General features: G+C 59.2%; 23 protein-coding genes. 13 read left to right on the top strand and 10 right to left on the bottom strand.

Annotated features, from left to right (window positions below; translation table 11 throughout):
- Window positions 1-6: 6 nt before the first annotated feature.
- The gene (locus JKL45_RS24770) at window positions 7-381 is read right to left on the bottom strand and encodes a hypothetical protein (protein WP_201864473.1); all 375 of its coding nucleotides are present in this window, start codon (window positions 379-381) and stop codon (window positions 7-9) included.
- Window positions 382-433: 52 nt separating this feature from the next.
- Between JKL45_RS24770 and JKL45_RS24765 the strand changes: the two genes are divergently transcribed.
- A complete protein-coding gene (locus JKL45_RS24765) occupies window positions 434-730 on the top strand; it encodes a DUF6626 family protein (protein ID WP_201864472.1) in 297 nt (98 codons plus the stop codon).
- Between the two features lie 248 nt (window positions 731-978).
- Here JKL45_RS24765 and JKL45_RS24760 read toward each other — a convergent pair whose 3' ends face one another.
- Window positions 979-1,611, bottom strand: a complete 633-nt coding sequence (locus JKL45_RS24760) for a recombinase family protein (protein WP_201864471.1) — start codon at window positions 1,609-1,611, stop codon at window positions 979-981.
- Window positions 1,612-1,932: 321 nt separating this feature from the next.
- Here JKL45_RS24760 and JKL45_RS24755 point away from each other — a divergent pair, with 321 nt between their 5' ends.
- From JKL45_RS24755 to JKL45_RS24740, 4 genes are all read left to right on the top strand, one after another.
- Window positions 1,933-2,235, top strand: coding sequence for a helix-turn-helix domain-containing protein (locus tag JKL45_RS24755; protein ID WP_201864470.1), 303 nt, complete (start codon window positions 1,933-1,935; stop codon window positions 2,233-2,235).
- A gap of 11 nt (window positions 2,236-2,246) precedes the next feature.
- Entirely contained in the window at window positions 2,247-2,582 is a 336-nt protein-coding gene (locus JKL45_RS24750; RefSeq protein ID WP_201864469.1) for a hypothetical protein, read from the top strand.
- Between the two features lie 214 nt (window positions 2,583-2,796).
- A complete protein-coding gene (locus JKL45_RS24745) occupies window positions 2,797-3,810 on the top strand; it encodes a DNA-processing protein DprA (protein ID WP_201864468.1) in 1,014 nt (337 codons plus the stop codon).
- On the top strand, window positions 3,810-5,033 hold the full coding sequence (locus JKL45_RS24740; protein WP_201864467.1) for a phosphoribosyltransferase: 1,224 nt from the start codon (window positions 3,810-3,812) through the stop codon (window positions 5,031-5,033). Before JKL45_RS24745 ends, JKL45_RS24740 begins: the two co-directional genes overlap by 1 nt.
- A 69-nt stretch (window positions 5,034-5,102) precedes the next feature.
- On the opposite strand, the gene JKL45_RS24735 is transcribed toward JKL45_RS24740, so the two are convergent.
- The 3 genes from JKL45_RS24735 to JKL45_RS24725 are packed head-to-tail and all read right to left on the bottom strand — an operon-like array spanning window position 5,103 to window position 7,713.
- A complete protein-coding gene (locus JKL45_RS24735) occupies window positions 5,103-5,903 on the bottom strand; it encodes an endonuclease (RefSeq protein WP_201864466.1) in 801 nt (266 codons plus the stop codon).
- On the bottom strand, window positions 5,896-7,251 hold the full coding sequence (locus JKL45_RS24730) for a DNA cytosine methyltransferase (RefSeq protein WP_201864465.1): 1,356 nt from the start codon (window positions 7,249-7,251) through the stop codon (window positions 5,896-5,898). Before JKL45_RS24730 ends, JKL45_RS24735 begins: the two co-directional genes overlap by 8 nt.
- 27 nt (window positions 7,252-7,278) lie before the next feature.
- Window positions 7,279-7,713: a very short patch repair endonuclease gene (locus JKL45_RS24725; RefSeq protein ID WP_201864464.1), complete on the bottom strand. Its 435-nt coding sequence runs from the start codon at window positions 7,711-7,713 to the stop codon at window positions 7,279-7,281.
- A 399-nt stretch (window positions 7,714-8,112) separates the two neighbouring features.
- Here JKL45_RS24725 and JKL45_RS24720 point away from each other — a divergent pair, with 399 nt between their 5' ends.
- A complete protein-coding gene (locus tag JKL45_RS24720; RefSeq protein ID WP_201864463.1) occupies window positions 8,113-8,478 on the top strand; it encodes a hypothetical protein in 366 nt (121 codons plus the stop codon).
- A gap of 104 nt (window positions 8,479-8,582) precedes the next feature.
- Window positions 8,583-8,777, top strand: coding sequence for a hypothetical protein (locus JKL45_RS24715; protein ID WP_201864462.1), 195 nt, complete (start codon window positions 8,583-8,585; stop codon window positions 8,775-8,777).
- On the opposite strand, the gene JKL45_RS24710 is transcribed toward JKL45_RS24715, so the two are convergent.
- Window positions 8,774-8,989 carry a DUF2842 domain-containing protein gene (locus JKL45_RS24710; protein WP_201864461.1) on the bottom strand — a complete coding sequence of 72 codons (216 nt, stop codon included), beginning with the start codon at window positions 8,987-8,989 and terminating at the stop codon, window positions 8,774-8,776. The genes JKL45_RS24715 and JKL45_RS24710 overlap by 4 nt on opposite strands.
- Before the next feature lie 157 nt (window positions 8,990-9,146).
- Here JKL45_RS24710 and JKL45_RS24705 point away from each other — a divergent pair, with 157 nt between their 5' ends.
- Window positions 9,147-10,187, top strand: coding sequence for a COX15/CtaA family protein (locus JKL45_RS24705; RefSeq protein ID WP_246498923.1), 1,041 nt, complete (start codon window positions 9,147-9,149; stop codon window positions 10,185-10,187).
- Window positions 10,188-10,240: 53 nt separating this feature from the next.
- On the opposite strand, the gene JKL45_RS24700 is transcribed toward JKL45_RS24705, so the two are convergent.
- The gene (locus tag JKL45_RS24700) at window positions 10,241-10,648 is read right to left on the bottom strand and encodes a DUF1236 domain-containing protein (protein ID WP_201864459.1); all 408 of its coding nucleotides are present in this window, start codon (window positions 10,646-10,648) and stop codon (window positions 10,241-10,243) included.
- Between the two features lie 399 nt (window positions 10,649-11,047).
- Here JKL45_RS24700 and JKL45_RS24695 point away from each other — a divergent pair, with 399 nt between their 5' ends.
- Complete coding sequence (locus tag JKL45_RS24695; RefSeq protein WP_201864458.1) at window positions 11,048-11,722, top strand: AAA family ATPase; 675 nt, start codon at window positions 11,048-11,050, stop codon at window positions 11,720-11,722.
- A 76-nt stretch (window positions 11,723-11,798) separates the two neighbouring features.
- Here JKL45_RS24695 and JKL45_RS24690 read toward each other — a convergent pair whose 3' ends face one another.
- Complete coding sequence (locus JKL45_RS24690; protein WP_201864457.1) at window positions 11,799-13,082, bottom strand: O-acetylhomoserine aminocarboxypropyltransferase; 1,284 nt, start codon at window positions 13,080-13,082, stop codon at window positions 11,799-11,801.
- A gap of 98 nt (window positions 13,083-13,180) precedes the next feature.
- On the bottom strand, window positions 13,181-13,705 hold the full coding sequence (locus JKL45_RS24685) for a CoA-binding protein (RefSeq protein WP_246498921.1): 525 nt from the start codon (window positions 13,703-13,705) through the stop codon (window positions 13,181-13,183).
- A 51-nt stretch (window positions 13,706-13,756) separates the two neighbouring features.
- Between JKL45_RS24685 and JKL45_RS24680 the strand changes: the two genes are divergently transcribed.
- Window positions 13,757-14,194: a PaaI family thioesterase gene (locus tag JKL45_RS24680; RefSeq protein WP_201864455.1), complete on the top strand. Its 438-nt coding sequence runs from the start codon at window positions 13,757-13,759 to the stop codon at window positions 14,192-14,194.
- A 15-nt stretch (window positions 14,195-14,209) separates the two neighbouring features.
- On the opposite strand, the gene JKL45_RS24675 is transcribed toward JKL45_RS24680, so the two are convergent.
- Window positions 14,210-14,836: a glutathione S-transferase family protein gene (locus tag JKL45_RS24675; protein ID WP_201864454.1), complete on the bottom strand. Its 627-nt coding sequence runs from the start codon at window positions 14,834-14,836 to the stop codon at window positions 14,210-14,212.
- Between the two features lie 294 nt (window positions 14,837-15,130).
- On the opposite strand from JKL45_RS24675, the gene rplM reads away from it, so the two are divergent.
- From rplM to JKL45_RS24660, 3 genes are all read left to right on the top strand, one after another.
- Window positions 15,131-15,595, top strand: a complete 465-nt coding sequence (rplM, locus tag JKL45_RS24670) for a 50S ribosomal protein L13 (protein WP_201864453.1) — start codon at window positions 15,131-15,133, stop codon at window positions 15,593-15,595.
- A gap of 2 nt (window positions 15,596-15,597) precedes the next feature.
- Window positions 15,598-16,074 (top strand): 30S ribosomal protein S9, encoded by a 477-nt coding sequence (gene rpsI, locus JKL45_RS24665; protein WP_196265472.1) that lies wholly within the window; start codon window positions 15,598-15,600, stop codon window positions 16,072-16,074.
- A gap of 602 nt (window positions 16,075-16,676) precedes the next feature.
- Entirely contained in the window at window positions 16,677-17,402 is a 726-nt protein-coding gene (locus tag JKL45_RS24660) for a hypothetical protein (protein WP_201864452.1), read from the top strand.
- Window positions 17,403-17,454: the final 52 nt, after the last annotated feature.

Below are 17,454 nucleotides of genomic sequence, written 5' to 3'. Positions count from 1 at the left end.
TCTGGCTCACCAAGCCACGCCATGTAGCCACGCGTTGACGCTGCGGCGTGTCTCAGGCGTGTCCGGATGATAGCTCTCGATCTGGCAGTGCGTCGCCGTAGGTTGAAGCAATGTGCCGTCAGCCTGCCAAACCGCACGAACGGCCATCGACCAGTTGTCGCCAGAGATCAAGTAACGCCACGTCGTGCAGGTGTGCGGCACACCCGTACGGCAGCCAATGCGTACGGCGGTGATCGTGATCCCGCCGATCTCCCACACGTTTGCGGGGTGAAGTTCCGCAAAATCTGCTGGATGAAGGGATAAATATTGACGTACGAGGCGCTGAATGGATAATGTATTCGCGTAATGAATTGCGTCTAGCTTTGAGAATTGTTTAGTCATCACCATGCTTTGTTGATATGATTTAGCTATAATATTTATCAAAACATGGATTATGATCGCAATAAATTTTAGTATTGTGTACGAGCGCCTGAAAGAAGCTGGTCTCGTACGCAGCAAACGTGAGTTTTCCCGGAACTTCTTGGCGAAACGCAGCGGCTACGTCGCCGACGTGCTTCATCGCGATGTACTGGGCGCGCGGGGTGGACTCCCGATTATGCGCGATCTGCGAGATCGTCTAACGGAGATTGCTGCCGAAGTTCCAGACAGCTTGCGTTGCGAGATCGTCGAGATCATCGCCGGAATCGACGCAGGCGTACGCGTCGTTGAGGTCATGGCTCGCGGGCGTTAACCGGCGCGCCGCGAACCTGAAACTTCCTCGTGGAACAAGAGACTGAACCCTCGGATTGCGGATGTCCTAACGCCAGTGAAGTTCGACAATCTCGATTTCGGTTCCTGTCGGCCGCTGGCGGCGAAGTTCCTGGATGACGAGTGACTCCAGCGGCTGCCTCATACGACCCGACCACGCGGTCAACGTCCACGCAAGGGAGCCTGGGCGACGGTGACGATAGCGAACGACAGCTAGAGGTCTCATCAACATCACATGTTCCATGATGCCAAAGCCATTTCGGCGGCGGCGGGATCGCCCTGGATACGGTGGACAGTCTGCCGCGAAAGACCGGTACTCTTGGCGATTGCGCTAATCCCGGAGCCCTGGTCCAACATGGACCGTACAGCTTCGTATTGCACACGCGAGTAGGATGGCTTCCGGCCTTTGTATCGGTCTCCCCTTGCCTTGGCATGTGCGATCCCGGCGCGTTGAGCCTCCCGCGTCGCTTCAGCCTGTGCTTGGGCCGTAGCGCTCATGAACGCGATCAACGCATCGCGTACGGCTTGTGCCATCGGGTCCTTGACGCTGCCGTCGAACACCATGCCATGAATGATCGTCTTGACGATCACCCCCCTCCGCATGAACTCGCGGAGGGTGTCGGAAACGTCCTGATAATCTCTCCCGAGTCTGTCCACCCAACGGACCAAACAAACGTCGCCGCCCCTCAGTAGGTCAAAAAGGCGGCGACCTTCCGGTCGATCACGTAGACGGGTGGTTACACCCGAAACTCCGTGATCGGCGACAACCTCGTCAATCTTGTAGCCTGCGGCTTCAGCCTGCGTACGCTGATGATCGAGCGTTTGCTCCGAAACAGAGACCCGGCAGTAGAGAACGGTTTTCACACGCGCACCAAATGTCCGTTGAGGTAGTGTCCGTATATAAACGTATCCGTTGGTGAAAGTCAACCTGTACGGACGTGTTCCTGCTCAAATCCAGCATGACCCCTAGGCCATACCTAAACGGACACGATATTTGCTAAACTGCTCCGGACGCCCTTGACGGCCTTATGTATATGTCCCATATACATGTATATCTTAGGTATACAGGAGGTCATTGTGGCAGTTGCTCGACCGTACGAAGTTCCAACTCAGGGCTTAGGCCCAGATGAACCCGCCAGCGAGGAGCCTAGTGCGTGGCTCAACCGCTGGATGGCTAACAGAGGCATGTCTGACGCGGCCCTGATCAAGGCCATCCAAGCCCTGGGTTATGAGGGAGGGAGTCGAGCGAATGTTGCTAATTGGCGTAAGGGCCGCACCCCCATTCCCCCCGAGGTCTTCCCCAAGCTGTTTTTGGCTCTCGGTTTTACGGAGGCCCAAGCTGCGGCTTGGACCTGCGAAATCCTCAGACAGGCATATCCCGATATCGCCGAGTTCATCCGCGACCCCGTAGCAGAGAAGGGGGTCAGGCTTCTCCTGAAACTGAATGAACTAGGCAAGAAGCGCACCCAAAGCACCACCGACGCATAAAGGAGGACCTGATGAAGACGAAAAAGCTCCCGCTGCTCGCGAAGATCGAGAAGACGAAGCCACATTTGCTCACCCGTTTAGTTCCGGTAGGAATCTCGAAGGATGGTCGCCGCCTAGATCACACAGCCGCGAACGAGAATGGCATGGTCAAGGTCGGCCCGAAGGGTGATGAGGTTGAGTTTCCCCTCCATGAAGCCGCAGCTTTGATGTGGTGGATGTCCGACGAGTACCGCTATTTCCGGGGTGTCCCCGCGAATGAGGGTGGTCACAGCCGTCTCAAGATCGTTCGTTTCGAGTACATTACCCTAGGTGAGTTGCTCGGAGAGACGAAGGTGGTCGCGGCCTAGTCGGGCGGGGAACTACAACGCAGAGCAAATTGGGGCCGGGCGAACCGGCCCTTTTTGTATGGGCGAACGGTAGATGGCATCGTCGCCGCAGATCGTAGGCGGCGTGATTGCCGCCGCTGTGGATGTCGTAGATGCTGCCCCATGACATTGAACTGGGCGATCTGTAAAAGTATTCGTACGCCCCAACCACCACTACCGAGAGATCGAGACGCCGTTGGAAGTTCACCCATCAGAGTTGCACCGAAATCTTGAGGGTATGGGGTACTCGGCAGAAGGTGTCGCATTCCTCGGTCTAGGCAGATTCCACGGCGTCGGGTTCCAGACCTTGGTTCGGCTTGGAGGTCGTGACGGTATCCGAAACCTGATTGCGACCAAGGACGTAAGCGCGTTCGATGCCCTGCTTGCGGATGCAGGCGCGCGCTTCTCCGCTCGATCCGAGGGGTTCCAGACCTGGGACGAACTTCGGAGACAGCTATGGTCATTCGGACTGGAGGTGGCAGGCTCGCTTGTGGATCGGGGAGTGCGCCTAATCTTCGAGGGGGACCCGGATTATCCGGATGCCTTCCACGAAATGCCTCCTGGGCTGCGCCCTTTATGGGTTTTCGTCAGGGGCAATCATCACCTTCTGACGCAACCGTCTGTCGCCGTCGTTGGTACTCGCGAACCGACCGAGGAGGGCGAGTTCCTGGCAAAGTTCGCGGTGTCGTGCGCCCGCGAACTCGGAGCACCAGTGGTGAGCGGCCTCGCTAAGGGGATCGACCGCGTCGTCCACGAGTGGTGTTTACGGCTCTCGCTGCCCACGATCTCGGTGCTGGGAACCGGCATTCTCAAGACCTACCCTGCGAAGCACTTCAGTCTGGGCGAGGCTATCGTGGAGCGCGGTGGTGCGCTGGTCTCGGAGTACCTGCCTGATCAGGGTCCGACCTCGGAGACATTTGTCTGGCGGAATAGGCTTCAAGCTGCCCTCTCGAAGGTTGTTGTTCCTGCGGAATGGAGCCGGAAATCGGGAACAGCGCACACCGTACGCTTCGCTAGAAGCCTCTCCCGCCCTGTTTTCGGGCTGACGATGTTCGGGGTGGACCCCAAAGCCGACGCTGGCGACGCCGATATCACCTTCCAGGTGCCCAAAGATCACATGGCGTTCCGCGATGCGATCTCGGCGGAGTTGCTAAGGCAGCGTGTCCCCCAGAGTCCCGCGCAGATTGATTTGTTCCGGAACCTACCCTGATGCCTCTGAAGCTAGTTCTGATCAGCCCCAACGGTACCATTGGTGCGGATGGAAAGGCCCGGATTGATATTCTCGATGAACTCGTCACCTTCACCGAGCGGATGAGCGTACGCGGAGTCCAAGTCGCTTTTTGGTCACGACACCGAGCGATGATCGACGGTGAACCAGTCCATGAATACCTCTCTCGTAGGTCTGGAGTTCCTGTCAGGCTCTTTCTGGCCGGTCAAGGCGGACTACCCACGAGGCAGCGTGCAGGATCGGTCGATCCGATCTTGGCCGAGCTTGGTGTTTCCCGACATGAGACCGTCTTGGTCGGCAACAGCGACGCCGACGTGCCTGCCGGGGTGAACAATCAACTACTCCTGATCCGGCCTGGGTGGTACCCGCAGCAGATTGACTATGGGTTCGAGGTGCCGTCCATCAGCAGCCTCGCTCAGTTCTGCGAGATTTTCGCTCTTCGTGAACATCCGATCTACTGGTCAATCTCCGATTCCGATCTCCACGTACGAGCGATGGGACCGTACTCGACATACAAGCCGAACTTCGCGGAGTTCAGCGCGGACGCGAAATCGGCTGCGAAGGAGGATGGTGGGCAGCGTCGCTTCTGGTTCTTGATGATCGTCTCGACGCTCTACTTTTCCGGACTCATCCACCAAATTGATTACCTGTGCGCCTTCCCAGGGCACAATCCGAATTCATCAAGCGAGGTTCGCAAGGGCCTCGACGCGTTGATGACGGTGTTCGGCAAGTGCTTCAGGAAGCCGTACTTGGCCGACTTCATTCTTCGGCATACGCCTGCGATCAAAAGTCAGTATGCTAAGCCCTACGAAAAGACCTTTCTCAACCAGTTAAAGACGATCCACCTGAACCGTTATCCTCGGCATTATGATCGTCCGACACCTCCAGCGAGCCCGTTGAGGCTTACGGGCAAGACCGTACTGGTTGCAGACGATTTTTGCACCAACGGTCGTAGCTTAGACGTAGCGCGGGCGTTTATCGAGGCGGCAGGCGGCAAGGCGATATTGTTCTCGTGGCTGAAGACGATCAACACAGCCTTCCTGCACATGAATCCTGATCCGCAGGTGCAGCCCTTCAAGCCGAACGATATCAATGCCGAGCCCAAGTGGGTCAGCTACGATTATCACGATCATGTCGTTGCCCCGGAGGCGGCGGACGAGATCGCCGCCCTCCTTGATGCCTACAAGAACTGGAAGTGGCCGTAGCAAGAGATGCGAATCTTCATCGCGTACGCACCGCCGTTGTTCGACGGGGAACTCGGTTAGAAGTTCCGATCAGCTACGGTAGGTCCGGATGGCGCTCTGATCCAGTTCGGTGGCAGGGAGGAGCTTGTAGTGCCGTTCCTCGACGACTTTCACGGCGTCATCCTGCACGGTGAGTTCAAACATTGCGACCCGGTCGTCGGTCATGAACTGCGCCGAGATCGCCCGAACCCTCATCCCTGGAAACCGCTGAGCGCACCATGCGATGTCCTGCTTGGTCTGGACGACGCTGATCTGGTCGGTGCCGCCCTTGGCTTGTACGGGAATGGCGTAGTGGCACCCGTGTTTGTCCATGCCGACATAAAGTTCGTCGATCTCGATCTGTCCGATGCCCCTCACGGTCGTTCTGAGGTGATTCTGGAGGCTGAACGTCGTGAGGCCGAGGAACACGTCGATCAACCGATTGTATCGAACAATCGCCAGTAGGGCTTGTTCGTCGTCGAGTGAGTAGGCCCGAATGATCTCCGGTGTCGCGTCGGGGATACCGATGGTCGCAAGGTCCTCGCGAGGTAGGATTCGGTTCAACGTCACCAGCTTGAATACGTACTTTGCCCGCCCGCGTCCTTCGATGATCCACTCCATGCCTGGGGGCTGGGTCGCCGTGACAGCTTCGGGGAGCCCCGTCCGATATCTCACGGAGTAGATAACATCTCCGAGATTCTTGGGAACTGCGACGCCCAGGTGGCCTGCGACGTGGACCAACTCGTCGCGGTCGAATTCAACCTCCGTCTGACCAGGCTGATATCGGCTGACGAAGATGTGCTCGATGATCGCTTGATAGCTGTTTGTAGGTGGGGACGCCGAATTAGCCACTCGCCGCCTCCAGGGCAGCGAGCCGAGCCGCTTCGGTCTCGTGCTGTTTGCGTTTACGAGCCCCGCTTTTTCGATCACGGCGCGAAGCTGGCGGTTCGACGCCAAAATGACGGGCTGCCTCGCTGAGGTCCATATAAAGGAGCGCTTCGTCGCCAAGCGTGAGATAGCGGCGCGGTCGGGACGGCTTGCATCCGAGCACGCGCACAACAGCCCCAGCTACTGCGCGCCCAAGCGGTGGGGGTACCGCATTCCCGATCTGTCGCGCACCATGCCACTTCGTTGCATGTAGGCGAAACCAATCCGGAAAGCCGTGCAGGCGAGCCATCTCTCTCACGGTCACGCACCGTGGGTACTTGTAGTGAATCGGACGCGGGGACGTGAATGCCCCCCGAGCCCCGTCCGTACCGGCCCTGAGAGTGTTCGACAGCCCGTTCGGCGACAGCTTGTAAAAGCGGGAGATCGGTTCGACTGCTCCCGGTTGGGTTTCGGTAAACCGTCGTTGCGAGATGTCGGTGTGCTCTGTGCGCCAACTAGATGTGAGCCGGGCGGGATTCCATCGCCGTACGTAACCCAGGTGCCATGCGTCGTTCGACAGGCACCTCATCTCGCGGGCATACGCACTCGGCACATCATAATCGTCGAGGAACACGGCGTCGGTGGCCTTGAGGTCCTCGACAAGGTCCACATTCGGCAAGTCGCCGAGAGCTTCCTCACACGTCGGCCCTGTTGGCAGGTCCAAGGCGGCAGCACGGTCGTCGGCAGCACGGTCGTCGGCAGCACGTGTTATCGGCAGTGGGTATTCCGGGAGGGGAAGCCCCTTGCGGGCTCCCAGCAGGAACAAACGCTCCCGATGCTGCGGGACACCATATTCCGCAGCGTCGAGGACCCGCCATGGGAGGCGTACGGAGTAGCCTACCTCGTCGAAGGCAGCGACGAGTTCGTCGAGGAATTTCCGGTGGGTACCGACCGTGAGGCCCTTAACGTTCTCGAACACGAAATATTTCGCGCCCAGTTCCGCGACGAGGCGTACGAATTCGAGAACGAGCCGATTGCGTGGGTCGTCCAAGACGCGCTGCCCGATCAACGAGAAGCCCTGGCAAGGCGCGCCGCCGAAAACGCAATCAATTTCGGCGTCGTCGAGCCCGGCGCGCTTCCGGATGTCACGTCCAGTTAGGCCATCTGCGACAGACTGCGAGATGACGGTGCAATTCGGGAAGTTGAACTTGTGGACGGCGCAATGAACTGGGTCGATCTCGACAGCCGCGCGTACGTCAAACCCAGCCTGCTCGAAGCCCAGGCTCAGTCCGCCAGCACCAGCAAAAAGGTCAATTCCAATAGGTCGTGTCATTCTTCAACTTGGCTCCCGCCGCTGAGCTTAACGCGAGGCGGAGGCCACCGCTCCGGGCGGGCCGAGGAAATCCACAAGCGCTTTGACGACGGCGTCGCGATCCTTTGTCTCACATTGCCAGAGAGTCAACGTCTCCCATCCCATGGCTTCCATCGCGGCGACGGTGTCCGCGTCACGCTCCTTGTTCCTGGCGATCTTCGGAATCCAGAATTCCGGTCGGGATTTCGGCAGTTTCCCCTTCGGGCAGCCATGGCCGTGCCAGAAACACCCGTGGACGTAGATGGCCTTTCGTCGGCTGGGGAAAACTAGGTCGGGGGTGCCGGGGAGGTCCCGTCGATGCACCCGGAAACGGTAGCCAAGCGCATGTGCGATCCGCCGAACGATCATTTCGGGTCCAGTGTTCTTGCTCCGGACCGACTGCATGATGTAACGGCGTTGCTCAGGTGTTCGAGTATCGACCATGCACTGTGTCCGATGGAGCCCTACCGCGATTCTGGGAGCGGTCTATCGTTTGGGTAGGCCATTACAACGGGCGTACGCGAAACGGTCACCTATGATTAAATCCACTCAACATCCGCCAACCCTGTTGTCCCTTTCAACAACTAGAGCAACCTGTTCCGCAAGACGGACACCAACCGGCAGGCCGATCTGGTGCGCGTGCTTCTCTCGGTGCCGTTGCGGACCGCTGCCGACTGAAACGGCTGCGAAACCCGCGTTAAGAGGTTGCTAAGTATTCCGCCAAGAACGGCCAAAACCCAAGCTTTGCCACAATCCGTTCAGCTTTCAGAGAGGTTTCGAACAGTATATCTCATGACATGAAGAGGGAGACATGGGGCCTCCCTTCTGTCGGGGTTGTTGATCATGAAGATCTTCCGTCTTGTTTCCGGCACAGCCGCTGCTCTGGCGCTGGTTTCCGGGCTGGCTGTTGCCGAGCCGGCTGCAGCGCGTGATCGCCTGTCGCCTGGGGCTGCTGTGGCTCTTGGCGCTCTGGGCGGTCTTGCCGTGGGTGCTGCCGTCGGCGCCGCTGTGGCGCAGCCTCAGCCGCCTGTCGTCTACCGGGCTCCGCCTCCGCCGCCACCGGTCTATGTGGAAGAGCGTCGGGTGCCGGTCTACTACGAGCGCCCGATCCGCGAGCGGGTCTATGTGGAGCAGTGCACGACCGAACGCTACCGGGAATGGGTTCCCGGTTGGGGCTGGGAGCACCGCAGCCGCAGAGTCTGTCACTGATGCTTTCGATCAGGCCCACCTCCGAGTGGGCCTTTTCTTTGAAACGGTGGAGAACCGGGGTTTTGCTGCCGCGTTGATCGCAGGAGAACCATGCGAGATTTGCCATGACCAGCACCCCGAAAGATCAGGCCGGCTCCGATCGGACGAAGCTGAATCCCGGCGATCAGGCGGAACCGGGTACGCCCGGCACAGGTGAGAATGTGTGCCCGGAATGCAAGGGCAGCGGCCGTGTCGGTGCGGCGGCATGCCAGACCTGCGGCGGCACCGGCACGATCATAGAAGGCGTCGGCGGCGCTTAAGTCTCAGGGTTATCCGGCTTTGCCATCCAACGGATGAGCGGCATGAGCGGGACGATCCAAATGAGGCCTAGAACGATATAAGCCAGTGTCTGGATGAGCTTCGGGGCCTCGGAGATCCGCCCTTCGGCGACCGCCATGGCGAAGAGCGCATAAAAGAAGATGAAGGCCAGCATCACCACTGTCCCGATCAGCTTGCGCGTGCGCGTGCCCATGGCCAAATCCTCAACCTGATTGAACCTCATCCCGACGGTGCGTCATCGGCATGAATTGCCTCCGGGAGGCGCAGCCTCTATGTGACGTCCGTATCCTGGGTTCAAGCCCTAATCGATGATGAGAGTGAGCATGGCTGTCGCAGCCTCCACCGAGGGCATGCCGCTGGCGCGCGTGCCTCAAACCCGATCCCTGTCCGCGGTTCGCGCCTGGATCTATCTTCTTGCCGTTCTGGTGGTGCTGATGGTTGCCGTCGGCGGCGCCACGCGCCTGACCGGTTCCGGCCTTTCGATCACCGAGTGGCGCCCGGTCACGGGCGCCATCCCGCCGCTCACCGAGCAGGCTTGGCTGATCGAGTTCGAGAAATACAGGCAGATCTCCCAGTATGAACTCATGAACAAAGGCATGACCCTGTCTGAGTTCAAGTTCATCTATGGCTGGGAATGGGGACACCGGCAGCTGGGTCGCCTCATCGGCCTTGCGTTCTTCCTGCCGCTGGTGTGGTTCTGGGCCAGGGGTGTTATTAAGGGCAGGCTTGCTCTGACGCTCCTGGGCATCGGGGCCCTCGGCGGGCTGCAGGGCGCCATCGGCTGGATCATGGTGGCCTCAGGGCTCGAGCCCGGCATGACGGCCGTGGCTCCCATCAAACTTGCCCTGCACCTGACGGTCGCCAGCATCATCCTGGCCTGTCTCGTCTGGGTCGCGGCCGGACTGAAGGACCGCTCCGATCAAGCACCGGAAGCGCATGCAGGATACGCGCCGCGCATCCTCATGGGTCTGATCCTGTTCCAGATCGCTCTTGGCGGCCTTGTGGCGGGCTCGAAGGCTGGATTGACGTACAACACTTGGCCCTTGATGGACGGTGTCTTCGTTCCGCCGGCCTCAGCCCTGTTTTCAGTCTCACCCTGGATTGAGAACTTCGTCGATAATGTCGTGCTGGTGCAGTTCAACCACCGCTTGGTCGCCTATGCCATCGTGGCCTTCGCCCTATGGCATGCCTGGAGTCTTCGGCAGACAGCTTCTGGTTCGAAGGCAGCAAGCCGGACGACGGCCGTGGCCGGTTTGACCTTAGCCCAAATGGTGCTCGGCATTGTGACCCTGCTGCTCGTGGTGCCCCTCTGGGCTGGTCTGGCTCATCAGGTCTTCGCCATGGCCGTTCTGGCTATGGCCGTCGTCCATGCTCGTGTCAGCGCGGTCTGACAAAAGAAAAGGGCGGCCTTTCGGCCGCCCAAATTCTTCAACCACTAGCGCGATTAGCGGATGACTTGGACGATGCGGCGGGTGCCGGGCTCGACCAGAACCGGAGTGTCATTCACAACCGTGTAGCGGTAGTTGGTGACGCCGTACTGCTGCGGAACCTCATAGTACTGTACGCCGGAAGCCGGGAGGGTCGCGCCAACGCGAACCTCTTCCTGATAGCGGTAGGACGGCACGCCCTGGGTCACCACGTACTGACGGAACTGCGGCTGCTGCTGATCGGCGAGGCCGCCCACGATCGCACCCGTCACGCCACCGATGGCTGCGCCAACCGGACCGCCGACGATGGCGCCGCCAACGGCACCGGTGGTTGCACCGGCTGCAGCGCCGCCGGACTGAGCGAAAGCGCCAACCGGGGCAAGGACAACCAGAACAGCGCCTGCAAACAAGATCTTCTTCGACATGTGTCAGCTCCTAAATGGTGAAGTCTGGAGCTTAACGGCCAAGCAGAGGGGTGGTTCCGAGGCTTCAAAGCTGCTTGGAACACGAATTGTGAATAAGCTGGTCCGGTTTCTTAAACAGCAGCGCCGATTTGGGCGCAAAGCTTTGCGGCTTTGTCTCTCGACAGCAAAAGACTTTGGAAATCTCGACAAAGCCATAGTCTGCGAAGCCTTATAAAGCTTAGCTCTGCGACTGCTCAACAGGCGTCATCCGGGCAGATTCAGCGGAAGAACGTGAAAATCCTAGTGGGAACAGTGCAGGAATTAGGAAATCAGGTCTTGCTCTGCTACAGGTGAACAATATTAAGATAGCCTTAACCCTCAAGCGTAGTGCTGCAGGAACAGGCTGATAAGGAGTCAGGCATGAACGTGCTGGTCTTTGCTTCGCGAAAAGGCGGCTCGGGTAAGAGCACGCTCGCTGCTCATCTCGCGAGTTATATCGCCAACCCTTCACGCCCCACATTGCTGATCGACAACGACCCGCAGGGTTCCTTGTCCTTGTGGCACAAGATCCGGAACCAGGAATACCTTGGCCTCAGGCACAATGTCCGCAACATTGCGGATGCCATCCGGGACGCCAAGCGAGAGGGCTATGAGTGGGTTCTCGTCGACACACCGCCGAACAAGTCCTCGATCGTTGCCGAGGCGATCAAGCAGGCAACCCTCGTGATCATTCCGACTCGGGCAAGCCTGTTCGACATCGCGGCCCTCCAGGACACGGTGGCCATCGCGCGCGAGAATCGCAAGCCCTATGCGGCCGTCATCAACGCTGCCCCGGCCAAGCACGGGGATAGCGAGGCTGCCGTCGTGGCTGACGCGCGTGGAGCCCTGAACGCGCTTCAAGTCCCCGTTTGGGCAGGCCAGATCACGCACCGGCCGGAACTGACGCTCTCGCTCGCAACAGGCGAGGGCGCCCGGGAATACGATGCCGGGTCTCAGGGCGCTGACGAGATCGGCCGTCTCTGGACGGCGCTTGAGCGCTCGCTCAACGCGATCCACAATACCTACAAGAAGGCAGGCTCTTCGCGCGCTGCTTAGCGCCGAGGTTCAGTAAATGAAGAAGGGCGGCTTTGAGCCGCCCTTTTTCTTTGTCTTGCCGCCGTTCCTGCGGGGCTCAGGCTGCGTCCAGCGCCTGATTGAGGTCGTCGATCAGGTCCTGCGTATCCTCAAGACCGATGGACAGGCGCACCACCTCCGGGCCGGCGCCGGCCTGAGTCTTCTGCTCGTCCGTGAGCTGACGGTGCGTGGTCGAAGCCGGGTGGATCACCAGGGAGCGGGTGTCGCCGATATTGGCCAGATGCGAGAATAGCTTGAGGTTGGACACCAGCTTCACACCGGCCTCGTAACCGCCCTTGAGCCCGAATGTGAACACCGCGCCGGCACCCTTGGGGCAGTATTCCTGCGCGAGGTTGTGATAGCGGTCCGAGCGCAGGCCAGGATAGCTGACCCAGGAGATCTTGCTGTGGCCCTGCAGATGCTCGGCGACTGTCAGGGCATTGTCCGAGTGTCGCTGCATGCGCAGGGGCAGGGTCTCGATTCCGTTGAGGATCAGGAAGGCGTTGAAGGGCGAGAGGGCAGGGCCCAGATCGCGCAGGCCGAGAACGCGGCAGGCGATGGCGAAGCCGAAATTCCCGAATGTCTCGCCCAGCACCATGCCGGCATATTCCGGCCGCGGCTTGGACAGCATCGGGTAGCGGTCGTCGCCGGCGAAGTTGAACGTGCCACCGTCCACGATCAGTCCGCCGACCGAGTTGCCGTGGCCGCCGAGGAACTTGGTGGCCGAGTGCACAATGATGTCGGCCCCATGCTCGAACGGGCGGATTAGGTAGGGCGAGGCCATCGTGTTGTCGACGATGAACGGGATGCGGTGCTTCTTGGCGATGGCCGCGATGGCTTTGAGATCCACGATCACGCCGCCTGGATTGGCAATGGATTCGACGAAGATCGCCTTGGTCTTTGGCGTAATGGCCGCCTCGAAGGAAGATGGATCGTCCGAATCGGCCCAGACCACGTTCCAGCCGAAATTCTTGTAGGCGTGGTTGAATTGGTTGATGGAGCCGCCGTAGAGCTTGCGGGCGGCCACGAACTCGTCGCCGGGCTGAAGCAGGGTATGGAAGGTCAGGAACTCGGCCGCATGGCCCGATGCCACTGCCAAGGCTGCTGTGCCACCCTCCAACGCCGCAACACGTTCCTCGAGAACCGCGCAGGTCGGGTTGCCGATACGGGAATAGATATTACCGAAGGCCTGAAGCCCGAACAGCGAAGCGGCGTGATCCACGTCGTCGAAGACGAAGGATGTCGTTTGATAGATCGGTGTCGCCCGTGCGCCGGTGGCTGCATCGGGGGCCGCTCCGGCGTGAATGGCGAGCGTGTTGAAACCTGGCAGACGATCGGTCATGGGAGCAGCCTCTTCCTCACAAAGACAACGTTCTGTTCTCTATAAAGAACGAACCGTTCTTCGGGTCAAGGCATTAGCTATAAGGCTTTCGCTACGACTTACGGCCGATTGAGGCTGAGTTTCTGGAAGCCTTTTCCTGAGAGAACCGGCTTCTTCGCGCTGATCATCCGTGAATTGACGCCCTGCCAGGAGATCTCCCCGGAGAGGCGGCCGAACTCGATCTTCGGGCAGCGGTCCATGACCACCTGCAGGCCTTTTGCCTCGGCCTTGGCGGCGGCCTCGTCGTTGCGAACGGAAAGCTGCATCCAGATGACCTTCGGCAGCGGGTCGAGCGCCAGTGCCTCGTCAGTGATGGGTCCGGCGGCCTCCGAATTGCGGAAGACTTCGACCATATCGATCGGGACAGGCACATCCTTCAGGGAGGTGTACACCGTTTTGCCGAGCAGCTCGGTGCCCGCCAGTCCAGGATTGATCGGGATGACATCGTAGCCCCGCTCCAGCAGGTACTTGGTGACGATCCAACTTGGGCGGGCCGGGTTCTGTGAGGCCCCGACCATCGCGATGGTCTTCACGCTGTTGAGGATGCCGCGGATGTAATCGTTCGGATAATTGTCGTGATTCATAAAGGGAACGTATGGGATAGGACAGGGCAGTTCAATGAGCATCGCACATTCATGGCATCGCACCATCCCATCATGACCCGAGACGAACTCGTGGCCTTTCTCGACCGGGAGTTCCCGCAGATCCATATGGGCGGGCAGACCTATTTCGTGGATGAGGTCGGGCCTCTCTCGGCTAGGATGAGGATGGCCTACCACGAGCGCCATATACGCCCGGGAGGAACGATCTCCGGACCGTCCATGATGGCCCTGGCGGACCTTGGCCTCTACGTGGCGATTCTGGCCCATATCGGCCCTGTGGCACTCGCCGTCACCACGAGCCTGAACTTCAACTTCCTGAGAAAGCCCGAGCAGCGGGACCTCATCGCCGAGTGCCGCCTGCTGAAGCTGGGCAAGCGACTGGCGGTCGGAGACGTCTCCATCTATTCGGAGGGCAGCTCGGACGTGGTCTGCCACGCAACCGGGACCTATTCGATCCCGGATCGTCGCTGACGTTCAGAGCCCGGCTCAAGTCCTCGGCGGCAGCAGTGCGTCGTCGATCTCGCGCGCCTTGATGGCTGCCGGACGGTTGCCGATGCGGCTCCAATAAGCCTCGAAGGCAGGCCGCTTCTCGATTGTCCCGAACATCATGCCCCAGCCGAGCTGAGCACCCACATAGACATCCGCTGCGGTAAACTGATCTCCGGCGATATACTCGGTTTGGGACACCGCATATTCGAGGGCGCTCAGAACATCCTCGATGGAGCCATAGCCAACCATGCCCTGACGGTCGGCTGGTACCTCGAAGCCGAGGGACTTGTTGCTGACGGCCGCCTCAACCGGGCCGGCTGCGAAAAACATCCAGCGGTAATAGGTGCCCCGGCGAGGATCGCCGATCGGGGGCGCCAGCCTTGCGCCAGGGAAGGCATCGGCCAGATAGGCGCAGATCGCCGCCGCCTCGGTGACGACCACACCCTCATGAAGAATTGCCGGCACTTTGCCCATGGGGTTGATGGCCCGGTAGCCGGAGGCCTTCATATCCGACCCAAAGCCCAGAATCTCCGTGCGATAGGCGCAGCCCGTTTCCTCCAGCATCCAGCGTACGATACGACCACGCGACATGGGATTTGTGAAGAAGATCAGGTCATCAGCCATGGAGAGCCCCTCGTTATGATTTAAGCTGATTGTGCCTCAGACTTAAGGCCAAGCATAGCCTTCGATGATTTGAACTAGAAATCGTGTGGTCTTATAATACCTCATATGTGGTTTCATATTACCGCATCAAGGTAAACAGCTGTGCTATATGGGCTTTCTGATGCTGGCATGCCTCTGGTTTCCGGTTGACTTCCGCCTTTGATAACACTAAACAGCCCTTACTCGCCGCCGCATCTCGCGGCGGTTTGTCGTTTTTAGAACCTGAGCCATATGGCTCGAATGGGAAACAGCGCAATGAAGACTACGACTTCGCTGAAGCCCGCCGATGTCGAGAAGAAGTGGGTTGTGATCGACGCAGAGGGCCTCGTTGTAGGCCGTCTCGCGTCAGTGGTTGCCATGCGCCTGCGCGGCAAGCATAAGCCGAGCTACACGCCCCACGTCGACTGCGGCGACAATGTTATCGTCATCAACGCCGACAAGGTGGTGTTCACCGGCCGCAAGCGCGAGCAGAAGGTGTACTACCACCACACCGGTTATCCGGGTGGCATCAAGGAACGCACCGCCAAGTTCATTCTTGACGGCCGCTTCCCTGAGCGCGTTGTTGAGAAGGCTGTGGAGCGCATGCTTCCCCGCGGCCCGCTCTTCCGTCAGATCCTGGGCAACCTGCGCGTCTACAAGGGCGCTGAGCATCCGCATACGGCCCAGCAGCCGGAGACGCTGGATGTGGGCGCCCTCAACAGCAAGAACGTGAGAGCATAATCATGGCGACCCTCCAGTCTCTCGCCGATCTCGGCACCAATGCTGAGGCCGCTGCTCCGGAAGCTCCGAAGCACGTCCAGAAGCTCGACTCGCTCGGTCGCGCCTATGCTACCGGCAAGCGCAAGGACGCGGTTGCCCGCGTGTGGATCAAGCCCGGCTCCGGCAAGATCGTGATCAACGGCCGCACGGCCGAGGTCTACTTCGCCCGTCCCGTGCTGCGCATGATCCTCGCTCAGCCGCTCCAGATCGCCCAGCGCGAAGGCCAGTATGACATCACCGTCAACGTTGACGGCGGCGGTCTCTCCGGCCAGGCCGGCGCGGTCCGTCACGGCCTCGCCAAGGCGCTGACCTACTACGAGCCGGAGCTTCGCGGCCCGCTCAAGAAGGAAGGCTTCCTGACCCGCGATCCGCGCGTTGTCGAGCGTAAGAAGTACGGCAAGAAGAAAGCCCGCCGCAGCTTCCAGTTCTCGAAGCGCTAAGGCTCACTCAGCCAGACATTATCGAAAGGGCGGCTCTCGAGCCGCCCTTTTTGTTTATGTGTGAATGCACGCATGGCAAGCGTGGCCGCCGCTATGCCAATAAACTGCTCCCCTAGTAGGGCTTGGATGATGAAAAACGACCAGATCCGAGGCAAGACGATGCAGTTCAGGCGAAAATTAAAGCGCCGATGATGGAGCTTCTAAGGGCCAGCCTGTGAGGGGCAAATCGAGCCGGTAAGTTACAGAACACTCTATGTCGAGAGCAGCTACAATCTTTTTCTGAGAAGAGGTTGATCAATTCAGAGCCGAGCGAGCCGGAGATGCCGCTCTGCATCACTTCCGCGAAGCCGATGATGGCATTGAGGGCCTCTTATCGCGCTGCAGAGCCTTCCCTCTCGATATAGAGAGGTGTGTTTTGTCACGTTATAATGATAATAATCTCATTACAAAGATGTAGCTTCCTTCCTCCTGGTTGAGATCCAGACAGGCCGGAAAGCAGCGAAGAATTGGTAGCCTTGGCAAGTTCCGAACAGGTCTGCCGAAGACGACCAGTATCGATTTGGCACTATCAGAAAGCCTCTTGGCTTTCAAGGGAGATAAGTATGTACAGTGCTCTTGAGCAGGCCTATTTGGACTACATGGGTCAACACGGCGGATCTGTTGGATATGGGGGTGCGCAAGCTGGTGCGGGCACCGGAGGTGTCGGAGGCGCTGGCCCGATTACAACACACGCCAACGGCAGCGTAACGTCCGGCAACGGCACGACAGTGCAGACCCGACCAGATGGAACCCGTGTTACAACAACCGTAGTGGATGGCAGGATTGTGCAAACGTCCGAGAGGACGGATGGAACCATGAGTGTGGTCACTCTTGGCCAGAATGGCCAGCCGATAGCATTGAGTGGAGGTATCAAACAACCAAGGTCACATGATGGCGAAGTCATCGAAGCGAACCTAAAGGAAGTCAATGAAGTACGCCATGCGAACGGTACTCGAACCGTGACACTCGTTTGGACGGATGGAAGTCGGCAGATCCAGGAATTTCGCACAGATGGAACTCGATCGGAGACCACTTATGCTTCGGACGGATCTAAAAATGTCGAGTTGATAGCGGCCAACGGAAGTTCTCAGTTCACAACCTTCGCTCCGAACGGCGATCTATACCGTTCCGGCACGAGAGACATTAAAGGTAACGGACAGTATACGCAGCACAATTCCGACGGCTCGGTTCAACGCGTATCTATGGAAAACGGCAGAGTCAGTATCAATGGAGTGAGAAAAGACGGAAGTACGTGGACGGAGATTAAAGCGCTTTTGATCTGGGCTTGAATCCATTCGGGTGGGCTGCGCGTTGACTAGGATATGGCCCGGGAGGCAAGCC

This window comes from Microvirga soli (assembly GCF_016734765.1).
Classification (GTDB): Bacteria; Pseudomonadota; Alphaproteobacteria; order Rhizobiales; family Beijerinckiaceae; genus Microvirga; species Microvirga soli.
The sequence above is the reverse complement of the archived record's forward strand: the minus strand, read 5'-3'. Positions and strand labels throughout refer to the sequence as shown.

Coding starts and splice junctions, on each gene's coding strand:
- JKL45_RS24710 (WP_201864461.1), bottom strand. CDS start 8,989: ATGGGCACGCGCACGCGCAAGCTGATCGGGACAGTGGTGATGCTGGCC.
- JKL45_RS24725 (WP_201864464.1), bottom strand. CDS start 7,713: ATGGTCGATACTCGAACACCTGAGCAACGCCGTTACATCATGCAGTCG.
- JKL45_RS24750 (WP_201864469.1), top strand. CDS start 2,247: ATGAAGACGAAAAAGCTCCCGCTGCTCGCGAAGATCGAGAAGACGAAG.
- JKL45_RS24740 (WP_201864467.1), top strand. CDS start 3,810: ATGCCTCTGAAGCTAGTTCTGATCAGCCCCAACGGTACCATTGGTGCG.
- rpsI (WP_196265472.1), top strand. CDS start 15,598: ATGGCGACCCTCCAGTCTCTCGCCGATCTCGGCACCAATGCTGAGGCC.
- JKL45_RS24720 (WP_201864463.1), top strand. CDS start 8,113: ATGAAGATCTTCCGTCTTGTTTCCGGCACAGCCGCTGCTCTGGCGCTG.
- JKL45_RS24730 (WP_201864465.1), bottom strand. CDS start 7,251: ATGACACGACCTATTGGAATTGACCTTTTTGCTGGTGCTGGCGGACTG.
- JKL45_RS24660 (WP_201864452.1), top strand. CDS start 16,677: ATGTACAGTGCTCTTGAGCAGGCCTATTTGGACTACATGGGTCAACAC.
- JKL45_RS24675 (WP_201864454.1), bottom strand. CDS start 14,836: ATGGCTGATGACCTGATCTTCTTCACAAATCCCATGTCGCGTGGTCGT.
- JKL45_RS24755 (WP_201864470.1), top strand. CDS start 1,933: ATGTCTGACGCGGCCCTGATCAAGGCCATCCAAGCCCTGGGTTATGAG.
- JKL45_RS24770 (WP_201864473.1), bottom strand. CDS start 381: ATGACTAAACAATTCTCAAAGCTAGACGCAATTCATTACGCGAATACA.
- rplM (WP_201864453.1), top strand. CDS start 15,131: ATGAAGACTACGACTTCGCTGAAGCCCGCCGATGTCGAGAAGAAGTGG.
- JKL45_RS24765 (WP_201864472.1), top strand. CDS start 434: ATGATCGCAATAAATTTTAGTATTGTGTACGAGCGCCTGAAAGAAGCT.
- JKL45_RS24705 (WP_246498923.1), top strand. CDS start 9,147: ATGCCGCTGGCGCGCGTGCCTCAAACCCGATCCCTGTCCGCGGTTCGC.
- JKL45_RS24690 (WP_201864457.1), bottom strand. CDS start 13,082: ATGACCGATCGTCTGCCAGGTTTCAACACGCTCGCCATTCACGCCGGA.
- JKL45_RS24685 (WP_246498921.1), bottom strand. CDS start 13,705: ATGAATCACGACAATTATCCGAACGATTACATCCGCGGCATCCTCAAC.
- JKL45_RS24695 (WP_201864458.1), top strand. CDS start 11,048: ATGAACGTGCTGGTCTTTGCTTCGCGAAAAGGCGGCTCGGGTAAGAGC.
- JKL45_RS24680 (WP_201864455.1), top strand. CDS start 13,757: ATGGCATCGCACCATCCCATCATGACCCGAGACGAACTCGTGGCCTTT.
- JKL45_RS24715 (WP_201864462.1), top strand. CDS start 8,583: ATGACCAGCACCCCGAAAGATCAGGCCGGCTCCGATCGGACGAAGCTG.
- JKL45_RS24700 (WP_201864459.1), bottom strand. CDS start 10,648: ATGTCGAAGAAGATCTTGTTTGCAGGCGCTGTTCTGGTTGTCCTTGCC.